We start from the raw sequence: 24,787 nt of genomic DNA on the forward strand, positions 1-24,787 counted from the left end.
ATTATGCCTGACCAGACCGATTTGATCACGTTATTGTCCCACTCGTTTCTGTCAACCCATTTGCCTTTGCCCGGAAAACAGAGCGGCAAGGTTCGCGACTGGTACAGGCTGCCGGGCGAGCGACGGCTGATCATTACTACGGATCGCCTTTCTGCATTTGACCGCGTGCTGGGGTGTGTGCCTTACAAAGGGCAGGTGCTCAATCAATTAACCAACTGGTGGATGGAGCAAACCCGGGATATTCTCCCGAATCACCTGGTCTCTGAACCCGATCCGAACGCGGTCGTCGTTCGGGAACTGCGTCCTCTCCAGGTGGAGGTGGTGGTGCGCGGCTACATCACCGGGGTGACATCCACAGCTCTGTGGTATCGATATATGCTTGGCGAGCGAGATATTTATGGATATCGTTTTCCGGAAGGGCTGAAAAAGAACCAGGCGTTACCTCAGCCTATTTTAACGCCGACCACTAAAGGGGGGCCAACCGGCCACGATGAACGATTGACCTGTGCGGAGGTGGTAGAACGTGGCCTGGTGGATGCGGATATCTGGGAACAGGTGCAGAGCCATGCGCTGGCACTGTTCCGGCGTGGACAGGAGATTGCCCATCGAGCGGGGTTAATTCTGGTGGATACCAAATATGAGTTTGGGTTGGATGAAGCGGGATTGGTAACCCTCATGGATGAAGTGCACACCCCGGATTCGTCGCGTTTCTGGCTGGAAGAGACCTACCGGGAACGGCTGGAGCAGGGTGAAGAACCTGAAAATTTCGATAAAGAATTTATCCGATTGGAATTTGCCAGGAAAGGGTATCGTGGAGAAGGTGAGCCCCCTGTGATGCCAGAGACTCTGTGGGTGGCAGCCAGCCAGCGATATATCGCCATTTACGAAAAGTTGACTGGTCAAGCGTTTGTGCCGGGGAGTTATCCGGTGGAATCGCGGCTTGTAGAAAATTTGCGCAGAGCGGGGATTCTCCCCGAGTTCGGGCAGGAGGAATGGAGATGAATCCACTGGTGGGTGTGATCATGGGCTCGAAGTCAGACTGGGAAACCATGCAACATGCAGTGGCGATCCTGGAAACGCTGGGAATTTCATATGAAGTGAAGATCGTCTCAGCCCATCGCACCCCTGAGTGGATGTTTGAGTATGCCAGCAGGGCCGAAGAGCGCGGCCTGGAGGTGATCATAGCGGGCGCGGGGGGGGCGGCTCATCTGCCGGGTATGGTGGCGGCTAAAACCTGTCTCCCGGTGCTGGGGGTACCGGTTCAATCGAAAGCTCTGAATGGACTGGACTCGCTCCTTTCTATTGTGCAGATGCCGGCCGGTGTTCCAGTGGGAACGCTGGCGATCGGGCGGGCGGGGGCAGGGAATGCTGCTCTTCTGGCTGCGGCTATTCTGGCACTCAAATATGATGATATCCGGCAGGCGTTGAAGGTCTATCGCGAACAGCAGACCCAAAAAGTACTTCAGGAAAGCGACCCGAGGGAAGGATGACCACGATTGGCGTTCTCGGTGCTGGACAACTGGGCTGGATGCTGGCACTTGCAGGGTATCCGTTAGGGTTTCGCTTTCATTTTCTCGATCCCGTGCCGGGCTCACCGGCTTCCTGCCTGGCCCCTCAAAAAGTGGCCGATTATGCCGATCAGGCAGCCCTGGCTTATTTTGCCCGGGGGGTTGACCTGGTCACGTATGAATTTGAAAATGTGCCGGTTGAGTCGGCCCGCTTCCTGGAAAGGCGACTCCCCGTATACCCTCCACCCCTTGCCCTGGAAAAAGCGCAGGATCGACTGATTGAGAAAGACTTCTTCCGTTCTCTGGGGATTCCCACAGTTGCTTACAGAGCGGTTCAATCTCTCGAAGACCTCCGCGTTGGGGTGGAGGAAATTGGCCTGCCAGCCCTTTTGAAAACCCGCCGCATGGGATACGACGGCAAAGGTCAGGTGATGATTGCTGATGAGGCCATGATCGATTCGGCCTGGGAAACTCTGAAGGGAGCGCCATTGATTCTGGAGGCTTTTACGAAGTTCCGGCGTGAGCTGTCTGTGCTGGCCGTTCGTAGTGCTTCGGGTCAGTGCGTGTTCTACCCGTTGGTAGAAAATCATCATCGAGAGGGTATTCTGCGCCTCTCGCTTGCGCCTGTTCCTGATCTGGAAGTCAAGCTTCAAAACACGGCTGAAATGTACGCCGCTCGGGTCATGGAAGCGCTGGATTACGTTGGGGTGCTGGCCATTGAGTTCTTTCAAACTGATGAGGGTTTGCTGGCGAATGAGATGGCGCCCCGTGTCCATAATTCGGGTCACTGGACAATCGAAGGGGCGGTTACGTCACAGTTCGAGAATCATCTCCGGGCCATCACTGGCTACCCTCTGGGAGCGGTAGCTGTGAACGGCTGGTGTGCGATGATTAATCTGATCGGTTCGGTGCCGGAGTTTCCCGATCTTTTATCTATACCGGGTGTGCACCTGCACTGGTATCACAAGACGGCAAGGCCGAATCGGAAACTGGGTCATTTAACGATGGTGGTGTCAGATCCAGAAGCCTTAAACGCCATGTTAAGGCAGGTTGGTGAAAAGTTGCTTCTCCATCCAAACAATGGCGGATGGGGAGCCTGGGTGAAGGAGTTATTGTTCCATGAGTGATTGGTTGAACGGGGAAGATGCCCCGAGAGAAGAATGCGGGGTGATTGGGATTTTTGCCCCCAGTGAAGATGTGGCTCGTATGGCCTTTTTTGGCCTTTTTGCCCTCCAACACCGGGGTCAGGAAGCGGCGGGGATAGCCGTTTCGGATGGGCGTTCGATGCGCTTGCATAAGGATACCGGTCTGGTGTCACAGGTATTCAGGCCCGAAAGCCTGGCCCCTTTGCGTGGCGATTATGCTATCGGGCACACCCGTTACTCAACGACCGGCTCCAGTGTGCTGCGAAATGCTCAGCCGTTTATGATCGAAACCCGTTATGGGCCGGTGGCTGTGGCGCATAATGGCAATCTGACCAACTCAGCAGAATTACGGCAGGATTTACTCAGGCGAGGGGTGGGGCTGCAATCTTCGTCAGATACTGAGGTCATTACCCTGATGCTGGCTGGAGCCGAAGGCTCTACCTGGATGGAACGTATTCACGGACTGATGTACCGGTGGCAGGGAGCGTACTCGCTGGTTATCCTTACCCTGAACGGGGTGTTTGCGGTACGTGATCCGTGGGGTTTCCGCCCCTTGAGTGTGGGAATTTTACCCGGTGGGGGGCACGTTTGCGCTTCGGAGACCGGTGCATTACGCACGCTGGGTTGCCAGGCGATCCGTGAGGTGAAACCCGGGGAAATTATTTCCTTGAGTAATAATGCACTTACGGTGAAACAGGCCCTCCCCCCCGCTCAGCCCACTGCCCTGTGCACCTTCGAGCACATTTACTTCTCGCGCCCGGATTCTTTCTGGGATGGGCGCAGTGTGCATGAGGTGCGGCAAAAGCTGGGCCGAGAGTTGGCCCGTGAAAATGGGGTTTCGGCAGATGTCGTAATCCCCGTGCCCGATTCTTCCATCCCGGCGGCCATCGGATATGCGATGGAATCAGGAATCCCGTACAACGATGGGTTTATCAAGAATCGTTACATCGGGCGGACGTTCATCGAACCAACCGATTCGTTGCGCAGGCAGGGGGTGGCTCTCAAGTTTAATGTCATCAATGAAAATGTGCTGGGGAAGCGGGTGGTGATGATTGATGACAGTATTGTGCGTGGGAACACTACCGGTCCGCTGGTACGATTGTTGCGAGAAGCCGGTGCGCGTGAGGTACACGTTCGTATTACCTGCCCACCGATCAGTCATCCCTGTTTTATGGGGGTGGATATGGGCACGTACGAGGAATTGATTGCTCACCGCATGAGTGTGGCGGAAATTTGTGAATGGGTCGGTGCTGATTCCTTACATTTCCTGTCGTTGGAAGGCATGATGCGCGCCATTGGTCGAAATGAGGGGTATTGTAATGCCTGCTTTACCGGACATTACCCCCTGGATGTGCATTTCTCGGGTGTGAAAACGGGGTTTGAGAAGGCGCTGGTTTGAAGAGGGAGGGCGAATGAATGTTCTGATAGTGGGGTCAGGGGGGCGTGAGCATGCTATTGCGTGGAAGGTAGCATCCTCGCCGCGTCTGACCAGGCTTTTTATTGCGCCAGGAAACCCCGGAAGCGCATCCTGTGCTGTGAACCTGCCTCTATCGGCATCTGACCAGGCCGGGCTGGTTTCCTTCTGTCTCTCGCAAAACGTTGACCTGGTGATCATTGGGCCGGAGGCGCCTCTGGCAGAGGGGCTTGCGGATGCTCTGCGTGATGCCGGGGTGAAGGTGTTTGGCCCTTCGGCAGCAGCGGCGGAGATTGAGTCCTCCAAGGCTTTTGCCAAGGCTTTTATGCAACGACACGCAATTCCCTCGGCGCGTTTTGCGGTCTTCACGGAATATCAACCCGCTGTAGAGCACCTTTCTTGTACACCCTACCCGGTGGTGATTAAGGCATCTGGACTGGCGGCTGGTAAGGGGGTGTTTTTACCCGAGAACCCTGAAGAGGCGCAACGCTACCTGAAAGAAATTATGGTGGAAAGGGCGCTGGGAGATGCAGGCCAGGAAGTGGTGATCGAGGAGCGCTTAAGCGGGCCAGAAGTCTCCCTGCTGGCGTTTACCGACGGGAAAACTGTGCGTCCTATGCTTCCGGCGCAGGATCATAAACGCCTTCTGGATGGAGACCGGGGGCCTAACACGGGAGGAATGGGGGCATACGCTCCGGTATCGAGCCTTTCGCAGGCATGGGTGGATGAGGTGGTGAACACTATTCTCCAGCCAGCGGTGGATGGACTGCGAGAAGAAGGAAGGCCATTCATCGGGGTGTTGTATGCTGGCCTGATGCTCACCGAAGATGGCCCAAAAGTACTGGAATTCAACTGTCGTTTTGGTGACCCTGAAACCCAGGCTTTGTTGCCCCTGTTAAAAAGTGACTTGCTGGAAGTGGCTCTGGCCTGTACCGAAGGTCGGCTGGAGGAGGTGGCGGTGGAGTGGTATCCGGGCAGTGCGGTCTGTGTGGTACTGGCGGCCCGTGGATACCCGGCGAAGCCAGAATCCGGGCAACCGATCGTCATTCCTGAGAATTTGCCGGAAAATGTAGTGGTGTTTCATGCTGGAACAGCGATGAAGAACGGCAGACTGGTCACGGCTGGGGGGCGGGTGCTGGGTGTGACAGGTTGGGGAGATGACCTGGAAAGTGCTTTGTGCCAAACGTACCGGGCAGTGGAACAAATTCAGTTCGATGGAATGCAATGCCGCCGGGACATTGCCAGCCATGCACGCCAGGCATATACACAGGCAGGGGTGAACATTGATGCGGGAAACCGGGCGGTTGCTCTGATGCGTGAGTCCGTGAAGTCCACTTACAACCCTCGTGTGCTGGCAGGGATTGGAGCCTTCGGGGGATTGTATGATGCGGTATTCCTTAAAGAATACCGCCACCCGGTTCTGGTGGCTTCAACGGATGGGGTGGGTACCAAAGTAGCCCTTGCGGCACAGGTTGGAAAATACCGTTCGATTGGTCTGGATATTGTCAATCACTGTATCAATGATATTTTGGTACAGGGAGCACGTCCGCTGTTTTTCCTGGACTATTTTGCCACTGCACGGTTAAAACCGGAGATCACGGCAGAAATTGTGCAGGGGATGTCAGAAGCCTGCAGAGATGCGGGTTGTGTCTTGCTTGGCGGGGAAACCGCTGAGATGCCGGGGGTGTACACTCCAGAAGCGTTTGATGTGGCCGGTACCATGGTTGGGGTGGTCGAACGAGACGCCATCCTGCCGCGTACTGCGGATCTTTCGCCGGGAGATGTTCTTCTGGGGCTGCGCTCCTCGGGTCCCCATACCAACGGATATTCTCTTATCCGCAAGATATGCCAGAACCTGGCTCTTGACCGGGTGATCGAAGGAATGGAGACTTCTCTGCAGGAGGCACTGCTGGCTCCTCACCGGTCTTACCTGCCCTTACTGGCTCCAATCCTTGACCATCCCGACTCTCCGATCCGGGCGCTGGCACACCTCACTGGAGGTGGATTTATTGAAAATATTCCCCGGGTGTTGCCCGTTGGGTTAGGGGCAATCGTCAGGCGGGGAGCATGGCCGGTTCCGCCGCTCTTTCAGTGGATTCAGCACACGGGCAGAGTGGCTGAAGATGAGATGTACCGTGTTTTCAATATGGGAATTGGAATGGTTGCAGTGATCGGGCAAGGGGATGTGTCCCGGGTTCAACAGGCTCTCGGAGAAGAAACCTGGGTCATCGGAGAACTGGTCAGGGGTGAACGAAAGGTGACCCTGGTATGAATACAAGACTGGCCAGGCTGGTGGTGCTTATTTCGGGGAATGGGTCTAACCTGCAGGCCATTTTAGATGCCTGCGATGACGGTACTTTACCGGCTCGGGTTGTGGCGGTTATCTCCAACCGCGCCGAAGCCTACGGGCTGGAACGGGCCCGCCGGGCAGGCGTGGAGGCGGTCTATTTTCCCAAACCGAAAGAGGAAGACCGTCAGAAGTATGATCAACGGCTGGCCACAAGGGTGGCAATTTACCAGCCCGACTGGGTTGTTTTAGCTGGCTGGATGCGCATTTTATCCAATGAATTTTTAAGCCGTTTTCCCATGCGGGTGATTAATCTTCATCCGGCGTTGCCGGGGTGTTTTCCTGGGAAGAATGCTATTGAGCGGGCTTATGCGGCCTTTCGGGAGGGAAAAATTACCCGAACGGGAGTCATGGTTCACCTGGTGCCTGATGAAGGGGTAGATTGCGGCCCGGTGCTGGGGCAGGTAGAAGTACCTTTGCTGGAGGGCGAGTCACTGGAAAACCTTGAAGCACGCATGCATGAGGTAGAGCATACGCTCCTGGTGCAAACCCTCCGTAACCTTCTTCTCGATCCTGAATTGATTAAGGGAGTTAAAAAGGATGCCTAAAGCAATACTATCGGTCTATGACAAGCAGGGCCTGCTGGATTTTGCCAGAGGGTTAGCGGAATTAGGATGGGATTTGATAGCCTCCGGAGGTACCGCGCGCGTTCTACGTGAAGCAGGGTTGCCGGTTACTGAGGTCAGTGCTTTTACCGGGTCTCCAGAAATTCTGGGGGGCAGGGTGAAGACCCTGCATCCGGCGATTCACGGGGGGTTGCTGGCACGCAACCGGGAAGCCGACCTGAGTGAATTACGTAGCCTGGGCTGGAGCCCGATTGATCTGGTGGTGGTCAACCTTTATCCGTTTGAACAGACCATTGCTCGCCCCGGAGCCACCCTGGAGGATGCGGTAGAAAATATTGACATTGGCGGGGTGACTCTCATCCGGGCGGCGGCCAAGAATTTTGAACGGGTGACTCTGGTGTGCGACCCGGTTGACTACCCTGGTGTGCTGGAAGAACTGCGGCAGGGTGGAACCTCTGCTGAAACCCGCCGTCGGCTGGCGGTGAAGGGGTTTGCGTTGACCACTCGTTATGATCAGGCGATCGCGGCGTATCTATCAGGAGAAGGTGCTCTTTCGCTCAATTTGTATCCTGTGCAGAACCTGCGATATGGTGAAAACCCGCACCAGAAGGCTCGATTGCTGGCCTATCAACCGGGGATGGGGCCGCTGGGAGGAAAAGTGTTGCAGGGAAAGGAACTATCGTACAACAACCTGCTTGATCTGGATGCTGCCTGGCGGGCTGTGGTGAGTTTTGAGCGGGTGGCGGTAGTCATTGTGAAACATTTATCACCCTGCGGGATTGCCTGCGGTGAAACAGTGGAGGAAGCCTACCGCCTGGCCCTGGCCTCTGATCCGGTTTCGGCTTTTGGCGGGATCATTGCCAGCAACCGTCCCATTGATGCACCGGCAGCCCTGGCGATAAAAGAACTCTTTGTGGAGTGCATCATTGCCCCCGGGTTCACAGAGGAAAGTGTGGGCATTCTTTCCGTAAAAAAGAACGTACGCCTGGTAGAAATGCCAGATTTGAAAATCGATCCCGATTTTGAGCTTCGTTCGGTCAATCGAGGCGTCTTGATGCAATCGGTTGACCTGGGAGATCCCGAATCTGCGGAGTGGAAGGTGGTGTCTCAAAGGGCGCCCACAGATGAGGAGTGGAAGGCTTTGCGCTTTGCCTGGAAGGCCTGCCAGCACGTCAAATCTAACGCGATTGTCCTTGCTCAAGGGAATGCTACTGTTGGCATTGGTGGAGGTCAGCCCAACCGGGTAGATTGCGTTCGCATCGCAGTCCAGCGGGCGGGGGAGCGTAGCCGGGGAGCTGTGATGGCTTCAGATGCCTTTTTCCCCTTTGCGGACTCGGTACAGGTGGCGGCTGAGGCCGGGGTGACGGCGGTGATTCACCCGGGCGGGTCGGTACGCGACCAGGAATCCATTGCTGCGGCAGATGCGGCGGGAATGGCAATGGTGCTGACGGGGGTGAGGCACTTCAGACATTAAAAAAGAGGTGAGATGAACGAAGAACTGTTTCAGGGGCATCAGGCCCTTACGTTTGACGATTGCCTGATTGTGCCGGGGTATTCAGAGATTCTCCCGAGCGAAACGGATGTGCGTGCCCGGTTGACGCGGGAAATTCAACTCAACATCCCTCTGCTTTCGGCAGCCATGGATACGGTGACTGAGTCGCGCCTGGCGATAGCACTGGCGCGTGAAGGAGGCATTGGAATCATTCATCGGAATATGTCTCCTGAAGCTCAGGCGAGCGAGGTTGATAAAGTGAAACGTTCGGAGGCCGGGATGATTACCAACCCGGTCACGCTGGGGCCAGAAGCCTCACTGGCAGAAGCTGAAGCCATCATGGGCAGGTTTCATATCAGTGGGGTGCCCATCGTTGATCCGGATGGGATTCTGGTGGGGATTCTCACCAATCGGGATATCCGCTTCGCAGAAGGTGACGATTTCGCACGCCCGGTCAGGGATTTTATGACCAGCGAAGGACTGGTGACCGCCCGGGTAGGGACAACGCTGGAGCAGGCCAAGCGAATCTTACAGCAACACCGCATTGAAAAACTTCCTCTGGTGGATGAGCATGGCCGCTTGCAGGGGTTAATCACGGTCAAGGACATTCAGAAAAAACGCGATTACCCAAACGCCGCCACCGACAGTCAGGGAAGGCTTTTGTGTGGAGCAGCTGTGGGGGTGGGAAACGACCTGGAGACGCGGGTTGATCTGATGGTGAAAGCCGGGGTGGATGTGGTGGTGGTAGACACCTCTCACGGGCATTCTGCGGGGGTGATTCGCGCCATCCGCCGGATTAAAAGCGCCTGGCCAGGCCTGCCAGTGATTGCGGGAAATGTGGTCACGGAGGAGGGTACGCTGGCTTTGATCGAGGCGGGGGTTGATGCGGTAAAAGTGGGCATTGGAGCCGGATCGATTTGTACCACACGTATTGTTTCTGGGGCGGGGATGCCCCAGATGAGCGCCATTTTCCACTGCGCCAGAGCCGCCGCCAGGCACGATGTTCCAGTCATTGCAGATGGAGGAATTAAATATTCCGGTGATATCGTGAAGGCGATCGTAGCCGGAGCAGAAACCGTAATGCTCGGCAGTTTACTGGCCGGGTTGGAAGAGTCGCCCGGGGAGGTGATTCTGTTTGAGGGCCGGCAATACAAGAGTTATCGCGGAATGGGCAGCCTGGGGGCGATGCAGGGATATGGCCGCGATCGTTATGCGAGTGGGCAAAGTACTGGCCGAAAACTGGTGCCAGAGGGTGTGGAAGGAATGGTACCCTACAAAGGAACGCTGGCTGATTTTGTATATCAGCTGGTGGGTGGTTTACGTTCTGGCATGGGGTACGCCGGTGCGCGAAATCTGGATGATCTGCGCCAGCGTACCCGCCTGGTGGTTATATCCAACGCCGGTTTGATTGAAAGCCACCCCCACAGTGTGACCATTACCCGTGAAGCGCCCAATTATCAGCGCGGCAATGATTAAGCGCCAACCTTCCCCGGAGGGGGGTAATCGGCATCAGCATCATCGAGAATAAGGACGCAATCGGGCATTTCGGAAGGTGAAGTAAAAGACATGGCGCGGCGGATGGGTTCTTCTCCCTGAAGCCGCGCTTCACCATTGCAGGGGTCGTACCACCAGACCCTCACTTTTGAACCCAGGAAGGGTTCTAAGTGGAATCCTGCAGTGAGCCCTCCCTGAGGGAAATAGGCCATGGCATAAGTGAAATTCTGATCTCTGGTCACGCAGATATACTGTTCGGGGTGAGTGTGTTCGGTGAGGAGCAGGTCTTGCCCGGGGACGCGTTCGAAAAAGGGGCGTGAAAGCATCAGGTTTTTCAGGTGAACCATCTGGAATGCGCCGGGACGGTCGAGAGCTTCACGCCAGGTGAAAAGTGGATCAAGCACCGGCTGATGGCGCTGGTCATACATTTGCCAGACGCTGTTGTGCCCGTAGGTTACTCCAAACCCGCCTGCAAAGACTGAGCGATAGGCCTGTCGACGAACGTGGTAATCGTTAAAATAACCGTTGCGTACATTAAAGCCGATGGGAATATCTTCATAATTGGGTTCGCCATCCAGGACGGGGCGGACGGGGTGAAGTTTGTAATCGGCAGCGATCATCTCCCAGGTGGGCATACAGAGCCGCCCGTGTCCCGATTGAATCATGTGGAAGTCAATCCAATCTTCATGATGGAGCCATTCGGAGGATGAATGTTCACCGAAAGGGTGGTAGGTTTTCAGACCGTGGTGGCCAGCTCCATCGTCAATGCCTTTCGCAAGGGCACGCCAGATTTCTTCAACTCCTTCTGCCGAGCGGTCACCGCCCAGAATCCAGATGATGTTGGTGTCGGCTGCAAAACGAGTGCCCAGATAATGCCCGTAAGCGTAGGCATTCTGGGGGTTGAAGATTTCCTGTTCACCGCCCCACATGCGTTTAACCTTGTCGGCCCAGGTGGTGACCAGCCCTACATAAAGGCCGCGTTCGTCAGCCGCGCGAATGACCTGCGCGATGTAGTCAAAATAGGCATCCTCAGGCTGGGTTGGATCGAGATTGCGGAAGGGCAGATGACCGTAACGATTGGCTTGAGACAGTCCCTCCAGTTCAGGAACGGCAACTGCCTGAATGAGGTTAAACCCTTTGGCACGGCGATTATCCAGATAAAATACGGCCTCCTCAAAGGTGAGGCGATGAAACAACTCCCAGGCAGTATCGCCCAGCCAGAAAAAGGGTTCTCCCAGTTCGGTCTCAAGGAAACGATGATTGGAACTAACGCGGAGTCGAGGAAGGGTGCTCATCGCTTTGCTCCGTACTGTCAGGAATAGACGCAGATCAGGGTTTGAGAGATCAATCCCTATTATTTTATCAAACTTCAATTCAGGTTCGATGGTCGGTATAATGACACTATGGATCTCGCTCTCATCGTTGAAGCCCTTTCATTGCGTACGAAACGCTGTATTGCCCTTTGTGGTGCAGGTGGAAAAACCTCAGCGATGTTTCGGCTGGGGCGTGCTCTTAGCGGAGGGGTGATCCTCAGCAATACCGCGCATCTTGCACTGGCGCAGTGTTCTCTGGCCGATCGGGTATACTTTGCAGCACAGGTGGAAGACGTTCCTGCGTTCAAGCACGCATTACCTGACGGGCTAACCCTGATTACCGGCCCGGTAGGGGAGAAGGAACGTACCCGGGGCCTCTCTGGCGAGGTTTTCCAGCAGGTATTGGGCCTGGCGGTTCAATGGAAGGTGCCATTTCTGGTTGAAGCAGATGGGGCACGCGGACTACCGCTTAAAGCACCGGCTGCCTGGGAGCCACCTATCCCCGAAGAAGCGGATGTGGTCATGGTGGTGGCCGGGCTGAGCGGGCTGGGCAAACCTCTCACGGATGCCTGGGTGTATCGGCCTGAGGATTTTGGTCGGCTGGCGAACCTTCAACCGGGTGAACCCATCCATGAGGCGGCGCTGGCCAGGGTTCTGGTGCACCCTGAAGGCGGGCGGAAAAACATTCCGGCAGGTGCTGGAAAGCTGGTGTTGCTGAACCAGAGAGACGCTTTTACCATGGGGGCCGCAGAACTTAATGGACTGGTTAGACGGTTGCTCGGAGCATTTGATGGGGTAGTGGTAGCGTCTTTGCATGGGGCTGGCGCGGATGGCCGACCGGCTGAGATTGTATCGTTTCACCGGCCAGTGGCCGGGGTGGTGCTGGCGGCAGGGGCCGGTGAACGGTTGGGAAAGCCAAAGCAATTATTGCCCTGGGAAGGTGTGCCTCTGGTGCGGAGAGCTGTAGAATCTGCCCTGCATGCGGGGCTTGATCCCGTAATTGTGGTCTGTGGGGCGTATTCAGGCGAGGTGGCCGGGGCATTGCAGGGTTTGCCGGTTAAGATCGTAAGAAATGATCGCTGGCAGGATGGACAGGGCACCTCAGTCAGCGCCGGGGTGCGTGAATTATTGAAGGAAGATCGTTGTGGTGGAGCGATCTTCTTACTGGCCGATCAGCCCTTTGTCAATCAGGATGTCATTCAGGCGCTTGTTCACCGGCACGCCACTACCCTTGAAGCAGTGATTGCGCCGCGGGTAAAGGGCCAGAGGACAAACCCGGTGCTCTTTGATCGGCGGACTTTTTCAGATCTTGGTGCGTTGACGGGAAAGGCCGGTGGGCGACAGGTGATGGATCGGTGGCCTCCCACTTTTGTAGAATGGGAGGATGAGCGCCTGCTGATTGATATTGACACCCTGGATGATTATCAAAAATATCAGCCCATGGGGTAATCCTGGGGTGTGGAAAAGAAAAAACCGCAAGGGCTTCAACCCCTGCGGTTTGGTTCTAAAAAAGGGAGGCCTTCTCTACTTAATGGCTATGTACCGCTCGATCCGCTCTCCAATGATAGCGAGGCTGTTTTCCCAGAAGGATCGCTGGCGGATATCGATCCCAAAGCGTTTGGCCAGGTCGGCGGCAGAGGCTTCTCCAGTGGAAGCCAGCAGGTTCTGGTAATCCGGGATGAAATCTGCTCCGCGCTGGCGGTAAATGGCATACAACCCGACGCCGAAGAGCAACCCGAAGGCATAAGGAAAGTTATAGAAAGAGATATCGGTAAAGTAGTAATGGGGTTTCCATGTCCACATATATTTGTGGAGATAGCGTTCATCCAGCCCATCGCCATAGGTTGCTTTTTGAGCGCGTTCCATGATCTCACACAATTCATCAGGGCTGAGTTCAGCTTTTTCGCGCCGTTCGAAAACTTCTTTCTCAAAAAGATAGCGTGAGTAAATATCCACGATAACCTGGGAATCGCTGATGAGAGAAGTTTCCAGAATGGAAAGCTCTTCCTGAGGGCTGGCGGCCTGTTTAAGGGCGGCATCCACCACAATCGTCTCGCAGAGAATGGAGGCGGTTTCAGCCAGGGTCATGGGCAGTTCGCTTTGTAAAATGGTTTTTCCTGCGCGGAAAAGGCATTCATTGTGGTAGGCATGCCCCAGTTCATGGGCAATGGTAGAGACCTGATCGAGCGAGCCATCAAAATTGCACAGGACACGCGACTCTTTGACACCAGGGATAGCCATGCAGAACGCCCCGCCGCGTTTACCGGGCCGTTGTTCTGCGTCGATCCAGCTCTGATCGAATGCCCGGCGCGCAAAGGCTTCAAGATCGGGAGAAAACTGCGAGAAGTTGGTGAGGATGAAAGAACGGGCATCTTCGAAGGTGTAGGTGCGATCTGTTTTACCCATGGGGGCAAAAAGATCCCACCAGGCAAGCTTTTCTTTACCCAGGCGGGCGGCTTTGGCCCTGAAATATCGCCGAAAGACGGGGAAGGAATCGGCCATGGCTGAGAGCATTGCCTCAAGTGTGGCCCGGTCGATCCGGGCAGCGTCGATTGCCCCATGCAGGGCATCTTCGCGCCCACGGCGTTTATTGAGGGTAATTGCCCATCCTTTCACTCCATTCATCGCCGCCGCCAGTGGCGCTTCGATGCTCTTCCAGGCTTCCATTTCAGCTTCGTACGCCCTGCGGCGAACGGATTCGTCGGGGTGGGAGTGGAGGTTGATCAGAGCGGGCATGGGAAGGGTTTGGATTTTGCCGTCCAGCTCAAACTCCACGGTTTTCTGTGAGGTAACGGTGCCCTGTAATTTCGACCAGGCGTTGGAACCGCTGAGAGAAAGCTCGGTAGCCAGGGCTTCCATTTCGGGCGGCATGAGATAACGGCTCTGCCGATAGGTTTCCTGCAAGAAGAACCGGTGGCTTTCAAGAACGGGGTTGAGTGGAATGATTTCTTCCAGCCGTTCGCCAAGGGCGCGCACCCAGAGGGCAAACTGTGTGATGGCATTCTGCCCGATCACCTGGGTCTTTTCAAATTGAGAAGTCAGGCGCATTGCCTGTTGATTGAAAGAATCGGTGCTGACAAATGCATAGAGATATGCCTGGATGGTGCCCGTTAGCTCAAAAGTGGCATTGGCTTTCTCAATGACCTGTCCTGTGACTTCCGCCAGGGTGGCTGAGGGGGTCCGGGCGGGATCGGCAGGCAGGGCCTGGATCATGGCCGCAAGAGCCTGCACCTGTTCGTTTGCCTGAGCCATGGCCTGACTCAATTCTTGAGATTCCAGGCCGGGAAAAATGTTGGAAACATTCCAGCGAGGAGGTTGATGGGGTGATGTCATGCTGATCTCCTTGAATTAATGGGTTTGAAATAGGCTGGCAAGGCCGAAGCCACCGAAGGCAAAAATAGCTGCCCCCAGGGCGGTGGGAATGGCGGTTGTCCACAGGTAGCGCCCCAGCGGCACATGATAGACACCGCCTAAAAAGCTCACCAGTTTGGGTCCGGCGCCGGGAACCATGCGTCCGAGGATGAGAAAGAGCGGGGAATCTACCGGGAGTTTCCCAAGGCCAAGAGGTAATTTGTGCTTGTTTTCGATGAACCCTGTTGCATGTCCCACTTTTCTTCCAATGTAATATTCCACCAGGGCGGCAAGAATATTCCCAAAGGTAGCCACCAGGGTGGCAATCCATGGACCGAAGAGAGCGCCAATGAGCACGGTGAGGGGTTCTGAGGGAATCAGAGATGCTCCCAGAATTCCATATACCAGAAAGGCTACAAACAGGCCGCTTATGGCATGCTGCTGGATATAATCCTGGATTTTTGTGAAATCTTTTGAGACCAGAAAGGCCAGTGCCGCCATGATCAACAGGCTGAACACCAGGTTACGGATAACTTTGTATCTTCCCCTGCCTTCCAGGCGTTGAATTTCATTGTTTTCAATCACGTGTTTCTACCCGCCTGTGTGTTGATACCGGTAAGGACTGCATAAAGCCAATTATAAGCGAGAATGACAGAACTCTGGCTGAGAATGCTCCAGTGCAGGGTTTCGCCTTGAGAGGCAGTTCCCTGCACTGGATGATGAGATCAATCGAAAGGTGAAAGCACTACGCGTCCAGCTGGCCGGGTGGCAGGTCAGCTGGCAGAGGAGCGGGCCTTTCGCAGGTGGATTCAATCAGAATTGCCCGGTTTTCACGAGAAGCATCTAACACGGCATGCATTACGTCCAGAACATGGTAAGCCATCTGGCCGTTGGCCCGGTGGGGCCGCCCGGTGCGCAACGCATACGCCATATCAGCCACACCGATGCTGCGGCTGTTTTGAGAGCGTAAATTCAAGAGGGGAACATTTTCCCATTGGCGCTTCTCGGGTTTCCAGATCTGGACCTGCCCACCGAATCCGTTGGGGTCGGGTACAGTAAGAGAGCCGCTGGCGCCGTGCACCTCGATGTTGGGCAGGTGATGTGCCCAGACATCAAAACTGGTGACCAGGGTGACTACCGCGCCGTTATGGAAATCGAGTGTGGCCGAGAGATGGGTGGGGGTGTCCACGGTGATTACGGTGCCAGCTTTGGGCTGGCTGGTAATCGTGCGGGTGGGGAAGCTGATCCTGGCTGAGCCGCTGACACGCCTGACCGGCCCAAGCATGGAAATGAGGGCAGTCAGGTAATAGGGGCCCATGTCAAAGAGCGGGCCGCCGCCCACTTTGTAATAAAACTCAGGGTCAGGATGCCAGCTTTCATGCCCGTGGCACATCATAAACGCAGTTGCGGCCACCGGCTCACCAATTTCTCCCCGGTTGATCAGATGAACACAGGTCTGAATCCCAGCTCCCAGGAAAGTATCGGGAGCGGCGCCTACCAGCAATCCCTTTTCTCTGGCCAGGGACAGGATTTTCTGCCCTTCCTCGCGGGTGATCGCCAGGGGTTTCTCGTTGTAAACGGATTTCCCGGCCTCTAAAGCCGCCAGTGCCACTGAGGCATGGGCTTTGGGAATGGTCAGATTAACTACAATCTCGATCTCTGGGTCAGCCAGCAATTCTTCCACAGTCAGTGCACGGGGAATGTGGTATTTCTGAGCCTGCGCCTGGGCGCGCTCCGGGATCAAATCAGCGCAGGCAACCGGTTCCAGAATATCGAAGGTCTGGCTCTGTTCCAGATAAATCCCGCTAATGTTTCCACAGCCAACGATGCCGATTTTTACCTTTTTCATAGATTCACCTCTACCGCGATGCCCACAGCATGCCCCGGCGGACGATTTCACGCGCTTCGGGAACGTTGAAATCGCTGGCTACATGTCCCAGTGAACAGTAGAATACTTTGCCTTTTCCCCAGAGGCGCTTCCAGGCCACCGGCATGACAGTTCCGGAAATCCAGGGGTGAAACTGGTCATTGAAGGTGGTCGTTGCCAGCACATGGTTTGACGGATCGACGTGCATGTAATATTGTTCGGAATGCATGGCAAAGTCTTTCAGCCCTGCTGTAATCGGATCGATGTGGTCTGTGATTTGGACGGTATAGTCAATCACTCCTCCGGGGTGCGCAACCCACTGACCGCCGATCATAAACTGATAATCGGTGCTTTCGCGGAAGGAATCCCCCAGGCCTCCGTGCCAGCCAGCCAGGCCAACCCCGCTGGCGACTGCCTCCTGCAGGCCTTTCAGTTGTTCCGCGCTAATTTTTCCCATCGTCCAGACCTGCACGATCAGGTCTTTGGATAATAAATTTTCTCGTTGAAGATAGGCATCAAGCGTATCGCTGATCTCTACCTCAAAGCCTTCACTGGCAAGAATGGGAGCGAAAATTTCGACGCATTGTCTGGGTTCATGTCCCTCCCAGCCACCCCAGACGAAGAGGACTTTTTTCATTGCAGAAGACCTTTCATAAAATGAATACTTTTCTCAACAGCTTCGAGCGGGTCGCCATTGACCCGGTCAGCTTCCATAATCCACCATTCGGTAGCAGAGCTTCCGGCATCCCGAATGGAAGCGAAATCCATGATGCCCTCCCCCAGGGCAGTCTGGGGTTCATCACGAACCCCGGGGCCATCCTTGATGTGAAGCAGGGGGGCACGTTTGCCCAGCTGGCGTACACGTTCTGCCGGATCGACCCCGGCGACTTTGATCCAGTATGTATCCAGCTCAAAAAGAATCGCCGGATCAAGCAAGTCGATCATAATATCGGCGATGAGCCTGTCATCCATTCGGGCATATTCCCACCAGTGATTGTGAATGGCCAGAGTCATCCCATGCGCTCTGGCCACTTCCTGGCTCTGATTTAAGCGATCACATAACTTTCGGATGGCATCCATATCTTTGACATCCTCACGCCCGATGTGAGGCGTGACCAGATAACGGCAACCGAAAAGAAGGGCGTTATCGATCACTTCGTGTTGATGCTCTCCGAGCGGCATGGGGGCATGCAAACCGACCACTTCCAGGCCGAGGGAGTCCAGAAGGTGTCTGGCGGCGTTGGGGGTGCTATTGCCAAAGCCCGCCGTTTCAACTCCCTCATAACCCATGGCGGCTACTTTTCTTACCACACCTTCAAAGTCATGGCTGGTAAGATCACGTAACGTGTACAATTGCAATGCCATTTTGGGGCGCATAGATGGGTTCCTCTTAGGTAAACGAAGGTTAATCCCTCTCACCGGGGGGCATCTGCCCCCCGGTGAGAGGGCAAGGGTTAATAACGAATGGTAATCGTCTTCTCTTTTTCTGCCGATTCTAAGATGGCATCGCAGATGACTGCATTCTTATAGCCGTCGAGAAAGTCGGCGCCGTAGGGGGCGATTGTTTTCTTGTTGACGATGGCATCCAGCAGGTGGGCGATTTCGTGAACGAAAGTGTGCTCCCAGCCGATGATATGCCCCTGAGGCCACCAGTGCTCCCAGAAGGGATGATAGGACTCACTGACCAGCACATTGTGGAAACCCTGGGTTTCACGGGGCTGTTCATCTTTCCAGAAGACCTGTAACTCGTTGAGCCGTTCCAGGTCAAAGACGATGGAGCCATTGGCGCCATTGATTTCCAGTACCTGGTGGTTTTTCCGACCGGCACAGAAGCGTGAAGCCTCCAGTGTGCCGACTGCGCCGTTTTCAAATTCGACCAGCGAAACGAAAGCATCATCCACGGTGACTTCGGCGGAACCGCCACCTGGCAATGGGCGCTGCTTGATGAAGGTTTTTGCCATTGCCGAAACTTTGCGGGGTTCGCCCACCAGGAAGCGGGCCAGGTCAATGATGTGTGAACCGAGGTCCCCCAACGCCCCTGACCCGGAGACTTTCCTGTCCAACCTCCAGACAAAGGGAAAATCGGGATCCATAATCCATTCCTGCAGGTATACTGCACGGAAGTGGTAGATTTGACCGAGTTTTCCCGACTCGATCAGGTTACGCGCCAGGCGAATGGCTGGTACAAAACGATAGTTGTGCGCCACCATGTGCACGACACCAGCTTTTTCTACGGCTTCGAGCATCTCAGCGGCTTCTTTAGCATTGCGCGCCAGAGGCTTTTCGCATAAGATGTGCTTCCCGGCTCTGGCGGCCGCAATGCATGGCTCGGCGTGAGCATCATTAGGCCCGCCGTTATCGAAGAGCTGGATGCGATCATCGCTGATCAGTTGTTTCCAGTCGGTGTAATAAGTAGCGTAGCCGTAGCGTTTTGCGGCTTCTTTGACCGATTCTTCATTACGCCCCGCAATGGCGATGAGTTTAGGTATGGCAGGCGGGGGGTAGACCATGTAGGGGAGTTTCTTAAAGGCATTGGTATGAGCCTTGCCCATAAAGGCATAGCCCATCATCCCTACCCCAATTTCAGGCGCCTCGCCGGTGGCTTTGGCTCCGGCCATAGTGATAAAACCAACTTCATCAGGCATGGTTTTCCTCCTCAAGAAAGAGAATTACACCGGTACTGAATGGGCTTACTTCCGCTCGAAGGCCGCATCAAAAGCAATGGCCGAGGGGGCGAAGTCAATTCGCCGAACAAACGCGCAGGCTTCTTTGGCGCCAAACTCGCGGTCCATGCCTCCATCCTCCCATTCGACCGAAAGCGGCCCCTGGTAATGGATGGCATTAAGGGCGCGGATGATCTCCTCAAAGTTAATGCGCCCCCGGCCTAAAGAGCGAAAATCCCAAAAACGACGTCGATCACCAAAATTCAAATGTCCTCCAAACACTCCTGCCTCGGTCGGGTGGTCAGACCAGTAGACGTCTTTCATGTGAACATGGTAGATGCGGTCACCAAAGCGGGTGATGAAGGCTATATAATCCACGCCCTGATATCCAAAGTGGCTTGGATCATAGTTAAACCCGAAAGCCGGACGGCCCTTGACTGCCTGAACAGCCATTTCCGCTGAGGCGATATCAAAGGCAATTTCTGTGGGGTGGGCTTCCAGGGCAAAACGCACCCCCACCTCGTCAAACACATCCAGGATAGGGTTCCACATTTCAGCAAAGAAGGCAAAACCCTTTTCCACCAGGTCTGGCGGGTTGGGTGGGAAGGAATAAAGATACGGCCAGATGGACGAACCGGTAAACCCGGGTACCACCTTCACGCCCAGTTTGGCTGCCGCCCGGGCGGTCATTTTCATTTCCTCTGCGGCGCGGCGGCGGACGCCGTCTTCCTTTCCATCACCCCAGACGCGCGGCGGAAGGATGCTTTGGTGCCGTTCATCGATGCGGTCACAGACGGCCTGCCCAACCAGGTGGTTACTGATGGCAAAGCATTGCAGGCCGTGTTTTTCAAGGATGTCGCGGCGGGAACGCAAATAAGCATCACTGCTCAATACCTTTTCAACGTCCAGATGATCGCCCCAGCAGGCGATTTCGATACCATCATAGCCAAAGCTCTTCGCTTTGGCGCAGATGGTTTCAAACGGCAAGTCGGCCCACTGGCCGGTGAATAGAGTGACAGGTCGGCCCATAGGTATACTCCTTATCAACCAGAACTGAGACTGAACGCTTTACCCAAGTTTCTCCAGAGGTTCGGGTTTATGCCAGAAGGTAATTTTCGGCAGGTCACCTGGTGCAGCCCATCGGACAGCATTAATGAGAACCTGTTGAACTTCCTTCTGGTAGTAGGTGGGGAAGGTCTCGTGGCCGGGACGGAAGTAGAAAATTTTCCCCAGGCCGCGGTTCCAGCAACAACCGGAGCGGAACACTTCGCCACCCTGGAACCAGCTCACGAGAACGAGCTGATCAGGAGCCGGCACGTCGAAGAATTCTCCGTACATTTCTTCATGAGGGAGTTCAAAATACTCCGGTAAGCCAGCCACGATGGGATGAGAGGGATCAACAACCCACAGTCGTTCTTTTTCTCCGGCTTCGCGCCATTTCAGTGCTCCGGTCGTCCCCATGAGTTTGAGGAATGGTTTGGACATGTGCCCGGAATGCAAAACGATTAATCCCATACCTTCCAGGACGCGTTTGGCCACGCGATTGACAATCTCATCGCTGACATCCTGATGCGCCATGTGCCCCCACCAGGTGAGTACATCTGTTTCGGCTAAAACTTTTTCGGTCAGACCATGTTCAGGCTCATCGAGGGTGGCAGTGCGGGCCTCAAATCCGGCTCCCCGGAAGGCTTCGGCCAGTACTGTGTGAATGCCGTGAGGATAAACCCGGCGCACTTCTTCGTGGGTCTTTTCGTGACGACCTTCGTTCCAGACAGTTACTCGTAGGGTAGATGACATAGTTAGCTCCTTGGATTGAACTGTAGATTAATGATTTATGGAGTGAGAGGTTCCATGGTACCACAGCGCACGGGCTTTCCACCCTGTGCGGCTGATTCTCTGATTGCATCGTAGAGCAAGGCCATGCGCAGACCTACTTCTGGGGGGCAGGGGTTGGCCATGGCTCCGCTCCGCACGGCAAGGAATTGCTCCCAGACGCCCAAGCTGGCAGGCACAGGGATCTTTCGAAAGGTCTGCCTGCCAGCTTTCTGAATCTCCAGATATTCGCCCCAGATGCCAGTGCGCAGGATGGCCTGCCGGGTAAATACATAAATTGTAGAACTGCAGGAAGGAATGGCCTCTCCACATCCATGTAATGAGACCAACCCGCCCGATTTTAACCTGCCGATGACCACCCCCAGGGTTTCGACCGGGCGTCCGTAGTTGTCCAGGAAGGCACAGACTTCGCTGAACTCTTCTCCGGCGAGGTCGACCACGGTGTTCAACATGTGAGCGCCGGTATCGAACAGGAACCCACCCCCAGAGATGGCGGGTTGCTGGCGCCAGGTACCGGCGGTTCCAGGCCCCCAATTTTGCCAGACAGTAGCGCTGATGGATAGCAATTCTCCCACTGTTCCATTATGGAGCAGGTCATGTGCCCGGCGAATTTGCGGTGAAAGGCTACCCGGAAAAGCCACCACCAGTAAGCGCCCGGTGCGATTGCGCACTTCGATCAGCGAACGGGCTTCATCGGCATTCATGACCATGGGTTTTTCGAGTAAAACGTCGACCCCGGCTTCAAGGCAGGCTTTCGCCTGCTCATAGTGATAAGCATGAGGGGTAATGATGAAGGCGGTATCTGGCTGATAAGTGACCAGCAATTTTTCCAGATCGGGCTGGTTGGGGGGTGGGTTTTGCCCGTTTACCGTAAAAATTGCCGCGGAGAGGCGAGCTTGCTCTTCCGAAGGCTCACAAAGGGCCACAATCTCGGTGGTTTCGGTTTGTTTGAGCATCTGACGCAGATGATGGCGAGCCATGCCACCTGCGCCGATGATGGCAACGCGTGTTCGGCTCATGATCAGCTCCTATAGAGTGACTGCATTGGCCTGAATCACTCCGGCATACCAGTGAGCGCTCAACTTGGGGATACGTTTCTGGGTGGCGTAGTCAACCCGCACAATACCAAAGCGCGGTCGGTATCCCGAAGCCCATTCGAAATTATCCATTAAGCTCCAGATGAAATACCCCTGAAGGTTGACTCCCGCCTGAAGGGCATCATGGGCGGCGATCAGATGAAGGCGAAGGTATGCAATTCGCTCGTAATCTTTCACAAAGCCATCAGAATCGGGTTCATCGTGTGCGGCGCATCCGTTCTCGGTAATATATATCGGCAACCCTCCGGCAAACTGATGCGCTTTGTGAAGCATGGCGGTCAGACCGGCAGGATACACGCCCCAACCGACCTCCGTCTGCCCCCACATAGGCAGGGTTTTCATGCTCATGGTAGATTTTAACAACCCTCCATGTGGATGGTGGCTTACAAGCGCGGTGAAATAATGATTCACTCCCAGAAAATCAATCGGTTGATGGATGAGCTCAAGGTCGCCAGGCTGGGGTTGAGGCGCCAGTGCGCCTAACCATTCGGAAAGGTAGGCCGGGTAACGTCCCCGGAAAATGGGTCCCAGATAAAGGTCGTGGGCATTTTCGGTGACGCGCTGTGCGGCCAGATGGTCGGCTTCTGAATCGGAGGCAGGAATGAAGTTCTGAAGGTCAAGGACGATGCCGATTTTCCCGCGGTAATTGCCCTGACGGAAGACCTGCACAGCCTTTCCATGTGCCAGATTCAAATGATGAACCACCCGGTACGCCTGTGAAGCGTCGGCCAGCCCGGGTGCCATTACCCCTTGAGCGTAGCCAGACGCGACCACCGCAGGTTCGTTATGGGTAGCCCAGAGTGCAACACGGTCCCCAAAGCGATCAAATACGATACGGGCGTAATCGGCAAACCAGTCGGTGCAATCCCGATTGGCCCAACCGCCAAGATCCTGAAGAGCCTGGGGTAAATCCCAATGGTTCAGGGTAACGTTCGCCTGAATACCAGCCTTATGCAATTCATCAAGCAGGCGATCGTAAAAATCCAGCCCTTTTGAATTTACCGTTCCCCGACCTGCAGGCAATATTCGCGTCCAGGCAAGGGAGAACCGATAGGCACGCAGACCGAGCTGCTTCATCAAGGCCACATCTTCAGGCGCGCGATGGTAATGGTCACAGGCGACATCGCCTGTATCTCCATTTTCAATGCGATAGGGCTGATGGCTGAAATGATCCCAAATACTTTCGCCTTTTCCGTCGGCGTTCCAGGCGCCTTCAATCTGGTAAGCAGCGGTGGAGGCTCCCCAGAGAAATCCTTCCGGGAATTGCCTGATGAGCATACAATCCTCCTTAACAATGATTGAGCCTTGGGTATGATAAAGTCTGCAATTGATAAAGACCGTTACCTCATCATCATTATAGTATGATTTGGCGAGATGACTTGTGGAATTTCACGTAGATGCGAGCAGGGTCGTGGGGGTGGGGTTTTCGGGTGAACGGGATCCCTCTCTTCCGAAGAATACCCCGCCGCATCTCTGAGATGGTAAACGGGTTATGTCTGGCAAGAGCGGTATAATCAACCGGGGAGAACCAGAAAGGACCTTCTACCATGGGGTATTTACCAGTCGGGCTTTGTGTGTTCAGCCTTTTCGGCCTGTTCCTTCTGGGAAAAAGCCTGGATCAGTTCAGAGAAAACTGGAGCGGCCTCTTCAAGCTTGTTGGGGAGAAACGCGTTCGTCTGATATTGCTCGGGTTGTCTTCTGTGCCTGTTCTGATTCTGGTGAGCCTGGGGTTTTTATTCGTTTTCTTTTATCGAGAGGATCGTCCGGTGCGGTGGGCACATGGAATTTTCATCCTTGGGCTGTGGTTTGTATTAACGTTCTCTTTCATCCTTCTGGTGTCCATTACCCGGCTGGGAAACCGTCCGGCTTTTTCTACCCTGGCAGCTCCGGTGCTGGTGGTTCCCCTTGTGGCCTACCTTACCCCACTCTGGCGGTTTAAAGAGACTTTTACTGAGGGAACGTTCCCCTGGGCGGGGGTCACTGGAATCATCCTGGTTGTGGTGTGTTATGTCTATTTGTCCGCTGTATGGCGTGAGTGGATTGGCCGCCGACCTCAGAAGATCTCACGGGAATCGAACCGGGTTCACATGCCTTAACAGGTGAACCCGGAGAAAGGGATCAGCAAAAAAGGGGGTTAAATTTTTGGTAATTCGATGGATTGCTGGTACTGATATTTCCCTTTTTTATCGGCGTAGGATAATTCGCATTCTTCATCCCCTTCGAAGAACAACACCTGGGCGATTCCCTCATTGGCGTAAATTTTGGCTGGAAGGGGCGTAGTGTTAGAGATCTCCAGGGTAACGAATCCTTCCCATTCTGGCTCGAAGGGGGTCACATTAACAATGATGCCGCATCGGGCATACGTGGACTTGCCCACACAAAGCGTGAGTACGCCGCGAGGAATGCGGAAATACTCCACCGTGCGGGCCAGCGCGAACGAGTTGGGGGGAATGACGCATATTGGGCCTTTGAAATCAACCATGGAGGCGGGGTCAAACTTCTTCGGATCCACTACAGCGGAATATACATTGGTAAAGATTTTGAATTCATCTGCGACGCGAATATCATAACCGTATGAGGAGACCCCGAAGGAGATGACCCCGTCCCGTACCTGGTGATCGACGAACGGCTCGATCATTCGTTGCTCCAGCGCCATTTTTCGTATCCAGTGATCAGGTTTAATGCCCATAAAACAGC

General features: G+C 54.9%; 22 protein-coding genes. 10 read left to right on the forward strand and 12 right to left on the reverse strand.

The window, feature by feature from the left end; all coding sequences use genetic code 11:
• Positions 1-3: 3 nt before the first annotated feature.
• The 8 genes from ATHL_RS03975 to guaB are packed head-to-tail and all read left to right on the forward strand — an operon-like array spanning position 4 to position 9,948.
• A complete protein-coding gene (locus ATHL_RS03975; RefSeq protein ID WP_084001157.1) occupies positions 4-1,002 on the forward strand; it encodes a phosphoribosylaminoimidazolesuccinocarboxamide synthase in 999 nt (332 codons plus the stop codon).
• Positions 999-1,490: a 5-(carboxyamino)imidazole ribonucleotide mutase gene (purE, locus tag ATHL_RS03980; protein WP_062190025.1), complete on the forward strand. Its 492-nt coding sequence runs from the start codon at positions 999-1,001 to the stop codon at positions 1,488-1,490. Before ATHL_RS03975 ends, purE begins: the two co-directional genes overlap by 4 nt.
• Complete coding sequence (locus tag ATHL_RS03985; RefSeq protein ID WP_084001158.1) at positions 1,487-2,635, forward strand: 5-(carboxyamino)imidazole ribonucleotide synthase; 1,149 nt, start codon at positions 1,487-1,489, stop codon at positions 2,633-2,635. Before purE ends, ATHL_RS03985 begins: the two co-directional genes overlap by 4 nt.
• Positions 2,628-4,052 carry an amidophosphoribosyltransferase gene (gene purF / locus ATHL_RS03990; RefSeq protein ID WP_062190027.1) on the forward strand — a complete coding sequence of 475 codons (1,425 nt, stop codon included), beginning with the start codon at positions 2,628-2,630 and terminating at the stop codon, positions 4,050-4,052. The genes ATHL_RS03985 and purF overlap by 8 nt, the downstream gene beginning before the upstream one ends.
• Positions 4,053-4,065: 13 nt before the next feature.
• Positions 4,066-6,339 carry a phosphoribosylamine--glycine ligase gene (purD, locus tag ATHL_RS03995; protein WP_084001159.1) on the forward strand — a complete coding sequence of 758 codons (2,274 nt, stop codon included), beginning with the start codon at positions 4,066-4,068 and terminating at the stop codon, positions 6,337-6,339.
• The gene (gene purN, locus ATHL_RS04000) at positions 6,336-6,962 is read left to right on the forward strand and encodes a phosphoribosylglycinamide formyltransferase (RefSeq protein ID WP_062190029.1); all 627 of its coding nucleotides are present in this window, start codon (positions 6,336-6,338) and stop codon (positions 6,960-6,962) included. The genes purD and purN overlap by 4 nt, the downstream gene beginning before the upstream one ends.
• Positions 6,955-8,454: a bifunctional phosphoribosylaminoimidazolecarboxamide formyltransferase/IMP cyclohydrolase gene (gene purH / locus ATHL_RS04005; RefSeq protein ID WP_062190031.1), complete on the forward strand. Its 1,500-nt coding sequence runs from the start codon at positions 6,955-6,957 to the stop codon at positions 8,452-8,454. The genes purN and purH overlap by 8 nt, the downstream gene beginning before the upstream one ends.
• A 12-nt stretch (positions 8,455-8,466) precedes the next feature.
• Positions 8,467-9,948 (forward strand): IMP dehydrogenase, encoded by a 1,482-nt coding sequence (guaB, locus tag ATHL_RS04010; protein WP_062190033.1) that lies wholly within the window; start codon positions 8,467-8,469, stop codon positions 9,946-9,948.
• Here the strand turns inward: guaB and ATHL_RS04015 are convergent.
• Positions 9,945-11,261: a glycoside hydrolase family 140 protein gene (locus ATHL_RS04015; RefSeq protein ID WP_062190035.1), complete on the reverse strand. Its 1,317-nt coding sequence runs from the start codon at positions 11,259-11,261 to the stop codon at positions 9,945-9,947. The two genes, guaB and ATHL_RS04015, sit on opposite strands and share 4 nt — an antisense overlap.
• 108 nt (positions 11,262-11,369) lie before the next feature.
• Here ATHL_RS04015 and yqeC point away from each other — a divergent pair, with 108 nt between their 5' ends.
• Complete coding sequence (gene yqeC / locus ATHL_RS04020) at positions 11,370-12,728, forward strand: selenium cofactor biosynthesis protein YqeC (protein WP_084001160.1); 1,359 nt, start codon at positions 11,370-11,372, stop codon at positions 12,726-12,728.
• A 75-nt stretch (positions 12,729-12,803) separates the two neighbouring features.
• Here yqeC and ATHL_RS04025 read toward each other — a convergent pair whose 3' ends face one another.
• From ATHL_RS04025 to ATHL_RS04070, 10 genes are all read right to left on the reverse strand, one after another.
• Positions 12,804-14,612: a M3 family oligoendopeptidase gene (locus tag ATHL_RS04025; RefSeq protein ID WP_062190039.1), complete on the reverse strand. Its 1,809-nt coding sequence runs from the start codon at positions 14,610-14,612 to the stop codon at positions 12,804-12,806.
• Between the two features lie 15 nt (positions 14,613-14,627).
• Complete coding sequence (locus ATHL_RS04030) at positions 14,628-15,215, reverse strand: TVP38/TMEM64 family protein (RefSeq protein WP_062190041.1); 588 nt, start codon at positions 15,213-15,215, stop codon at positions 14,628-14,630.
• A gap of 160 nt (positions 15,216-15,375) precedes the next feature.
• Positions 15,376-16,479 carry a Gfo/Idh/MocA family protein gene (locus ATHL_RS04035; RefSeq protein ID WP_062190043.1) on the reverse strand — a complete coding sequence of 368 codons (1,104 nt, stop codon included), beginning with the start codon at positions 16,477-16,479 and terminating at the stop codon, positions 15,376-15,378.
• Between the two features lie 10 nt (positions 16,480-16,489).
• Positions 16,490-17,134: a ThuA domain-containing protein gene (locus ATHL_RS04040; protein ID WP_062190045.1), complete on the reverse strand. Its 645-nt coding sequence runs from the start codon at positions 17,132-17,134 to the stop codon at positions 16,490-16,492.
• Positions 17,131-17,874, reverse strand: coding sequence for a sugar phosphate isomerase/epimerase family protein (locus tag ATHL_RS04045; RefSeq protein ID WP_062190047.1), 744 nt, complete (start codon positions 17,872-17,874; stop codon positions 17,131-17,133). The genes ATHL_RS04040 and ATHL_RS04045 overlap by 4 nt, the downstream gene beginning before the upstream one ends.
• 77 nt (positions 17,875-17,951) lie before the next feature.
• Complete coding sequence (locus tag ATHL_RS04050) at positions 17,952-19,142, reverse strand: Gfo/Idh/MocA family protein (RefSeq protein ID WP_062190049.1); 1,191 nt, start codon at positions 19,140-19,142, stop codon at positions 17,952-17,954.
• 45 nt (positions 19,143-19,187) lie between these two features.
• Positions 19,188-20,189: a sugar phosphate isomerase/epimerase family protein gene (locus tag ATHL_RS04055; protein ID WP_062190051.1), complete on the reverse strand. Its 1,002-nt coding sequence runs from the start codon at positions 20,187-20,189 to the stop codon at positions 19,188-19,190.
• A gap of 39 nt (positions 20,190-20,228) precedes the next feature.
• Positions 20,229-20,957: a ThuA domain-containing protein gene (locus ATHL_RS04060; protein WP_062190053.1), complete on the reverse strand. Its 729-nt coding sequence runs from the start codon at positions 20,955-20,957 to the stop codon at positions 20,229-20,231.
• A gap of 35 nt (positions 20,958-20,992) precedes the next feature.
• Positions 20,993-22,012 carry a Gfo/Idh/MocA family protein gene (locus ATHL_RS04065; protein WP_084001161.1) on the reverse strand — a complete coding sequence of 340 codons (1,020 nt, stop codon included), beginning with the start codon at positions 22,010-22,012 and terminating at the stop codon, positions 20,993-20,995.
• Between the two features lie 9 nt (positions 22,013-22,021).
• A complete protein-coding gene (locus ATHL_RS04070) occupies positions 22,022-23,368 on the reverse strand; it encodes a GH1 family beta-glucosidase (RefSeq protein ID WP_062190055.1) in 1,347 nt (448 codons plus the stop codon).
• Positions 23,369-23,637: 269 nt separating this feature from the next.
• Here ATHL_RS04070 and ATHL_RS04075 point away from each other — a divergent pair, with 269 nt between their 5' ends.
• Positions 23,638-24,186, forward strand: coding sequence for a hypothetical protein (locus ATHL_RS04075; RefSeq protein WP_062190057.1), 549 nt, complete (start codon positions 23,638-23,640; stop codon positions 24,184-24,186).
• A 38-nt stretch (positions 24,187-24,224) separates the two neighbouring features.
• On the opposite strand, the gene dcd is transcribed toward ATHL_RS04075, so the two are convergent.
• Positions 24,225-24,779, reverse strand: coding sequence for a dCTP deaminase (gene dcd / locus ATHL_RS04080; protein WP_062190059.1), 555 nt, complete (start codon positions 24,777-24,779; stop codon positions 24,225-24,227).
• Between the last annotated feature and the right edge of the window lie 8 nt (positions 24,780-24,787).

The organism is Anaerolinea thermolimosa (genome assembly GCF_001050195.2).
Classification (GTDB): Bacteria; Chloroflexota; Anaerolineae; order Anaerolineales; family Anaerolineaceae; genus Anaerolinea; species Anaerolinea thermolimosa.

Coding starts and splice junctions, on each gene's coding strand:
- dcd (WP_062190059.1), bottom strand. CDS start 24,779: ATGGGCATTAAACCTGATCACTGGATACGAAAAATGGCGCTGGAGCAA.
- purF (WP_062190027.1), top strand. CDS start 2,628: ATGAGTGATTGGTTGAACGGGGAAGATGCCCCGAGAGAAGAATGCGGG.
- ATHL_RS04065 (WP_084001161.1), bottom strand. CDS start 22,012: ATGAGCCGAACACGCGTTGCCATCATCGGCGCAGGTGGCATGGCTCGC.
- purE (WP_062190025.1), top strand. CDS start 999: ATGAATCCACTGGTGGGTGTGATCATGGGCTCGAAGTCAGACTGGGAA.
- guaB (WP_062190033.1), top strand. CDS start 8,467: ATGAACGAAGAACTGTTTCAGGGGCATCAGGCCCTTACGTTTGACGAT.
- ATHL_RS04035 (WP_062190043.1), bottom strand. CDS start 16,479: ATGAAAAAGGTAAAAATCGGCATCGTTGGCTGTGGAAACATTAGCGGG.
- ATHL_RS03975 (WP_084001157.1), top strand. CDS start 4: ATGCCTGACCAGACCGATTTGATCACGTTATTGTCCCACTCGTTTCTG.
- ATHL_RS04040 (WP_062190045.1), bottom strand. CDS start 17,134: ATGAAAAAAGTCCTCTTCGTCTGGGGTGGCTGGGAGGGACATGAACCC.
- ATHL_RS04025 (WP_062190039.1), bottom strand. CDS start 14,612: ATGACATCACCCCATCAACCTCCTCGCTGGAATGTTTCCAACATTTTT.
- ATHL_RS04060 (WP_062190053.1), bottom strand. CDS start 20,957: ATGTCATCTACCCTACGAGTAACTGTCTGGAACGAAGGTCGTCACGAA.
- ATHL_RS03985 (WP_084001158.1), top strand. CDS start 1,487: ATGACCACGATTGGCGTTCTCGGTGCTGGACAACTGGGCTGGATGCTG.
- purH (WP_062190031.1), top strand. CDS start 6,955: ATGCCTAAAGCAATACTATCGGTCTATGACAAGCAGGGCCTGCTGGAT.
- purD (WP_084001159.1), top strand. CDS start 4,066: ATGAATGTTCTGATAGTGGGGTCAGGGGGGCGTGAGCATGCTATTGCG.
- ATHL_RS04070 (WP_062190055.1), bottom strand. CDS start 23,368: ATGCTCATCAGGCAATTCCCGGAAGGATTTCTCTGGGGAGCCTCCACC.
- ATHL_RS04055 (WP_062190051.1), bottom strand. CDS start 20,189: ATGGGCCGACCTGTCACTCTATTCACCGGCCAGTGGGCCGACTTGCCG.
- ATHL_RS04050 (WP_062190049.1), bottom strand. CDS start 19,142: ATGCCTGATGAAGTTGGTTTTATCACTATGGCCGGAGCCAAAGCCACC.
- ATHL_RS04045 (WP_062190047.1), bottom strand. CDS start 17,874: ATGCGCCCCAAAATGGCATTGCAATTGTACACGTTACGTGATCTTACC.
- yqeC (WP_084001160.1), top strand. CDS start 11,370: ATGGATCTCGCTCTCATCGTTGAAGCCCTTTCATTGCGTACGAAACGC.
- purN (WP_062190029.1), top strand. CDS start 6,336: ATGAATACAAGACTGGCCAGGCTGGTGGTGCTTATTTCGGGGAATGGG.
- ATHL_RS04075 (WP_062190057.1), top strand. CDS start 23,638: ATGGGGTATTTACCAGTCGGGCTTTGTGTGTTCAGCCTTTTCGGCCTG.
- ATHL_RS04015 (WP_062190035.1), bottom strand. CDS start 11,261: ATGAGCACCCTTCCTCGACTCCGCGTTAGTTCCAATCATCGTTTCCTT.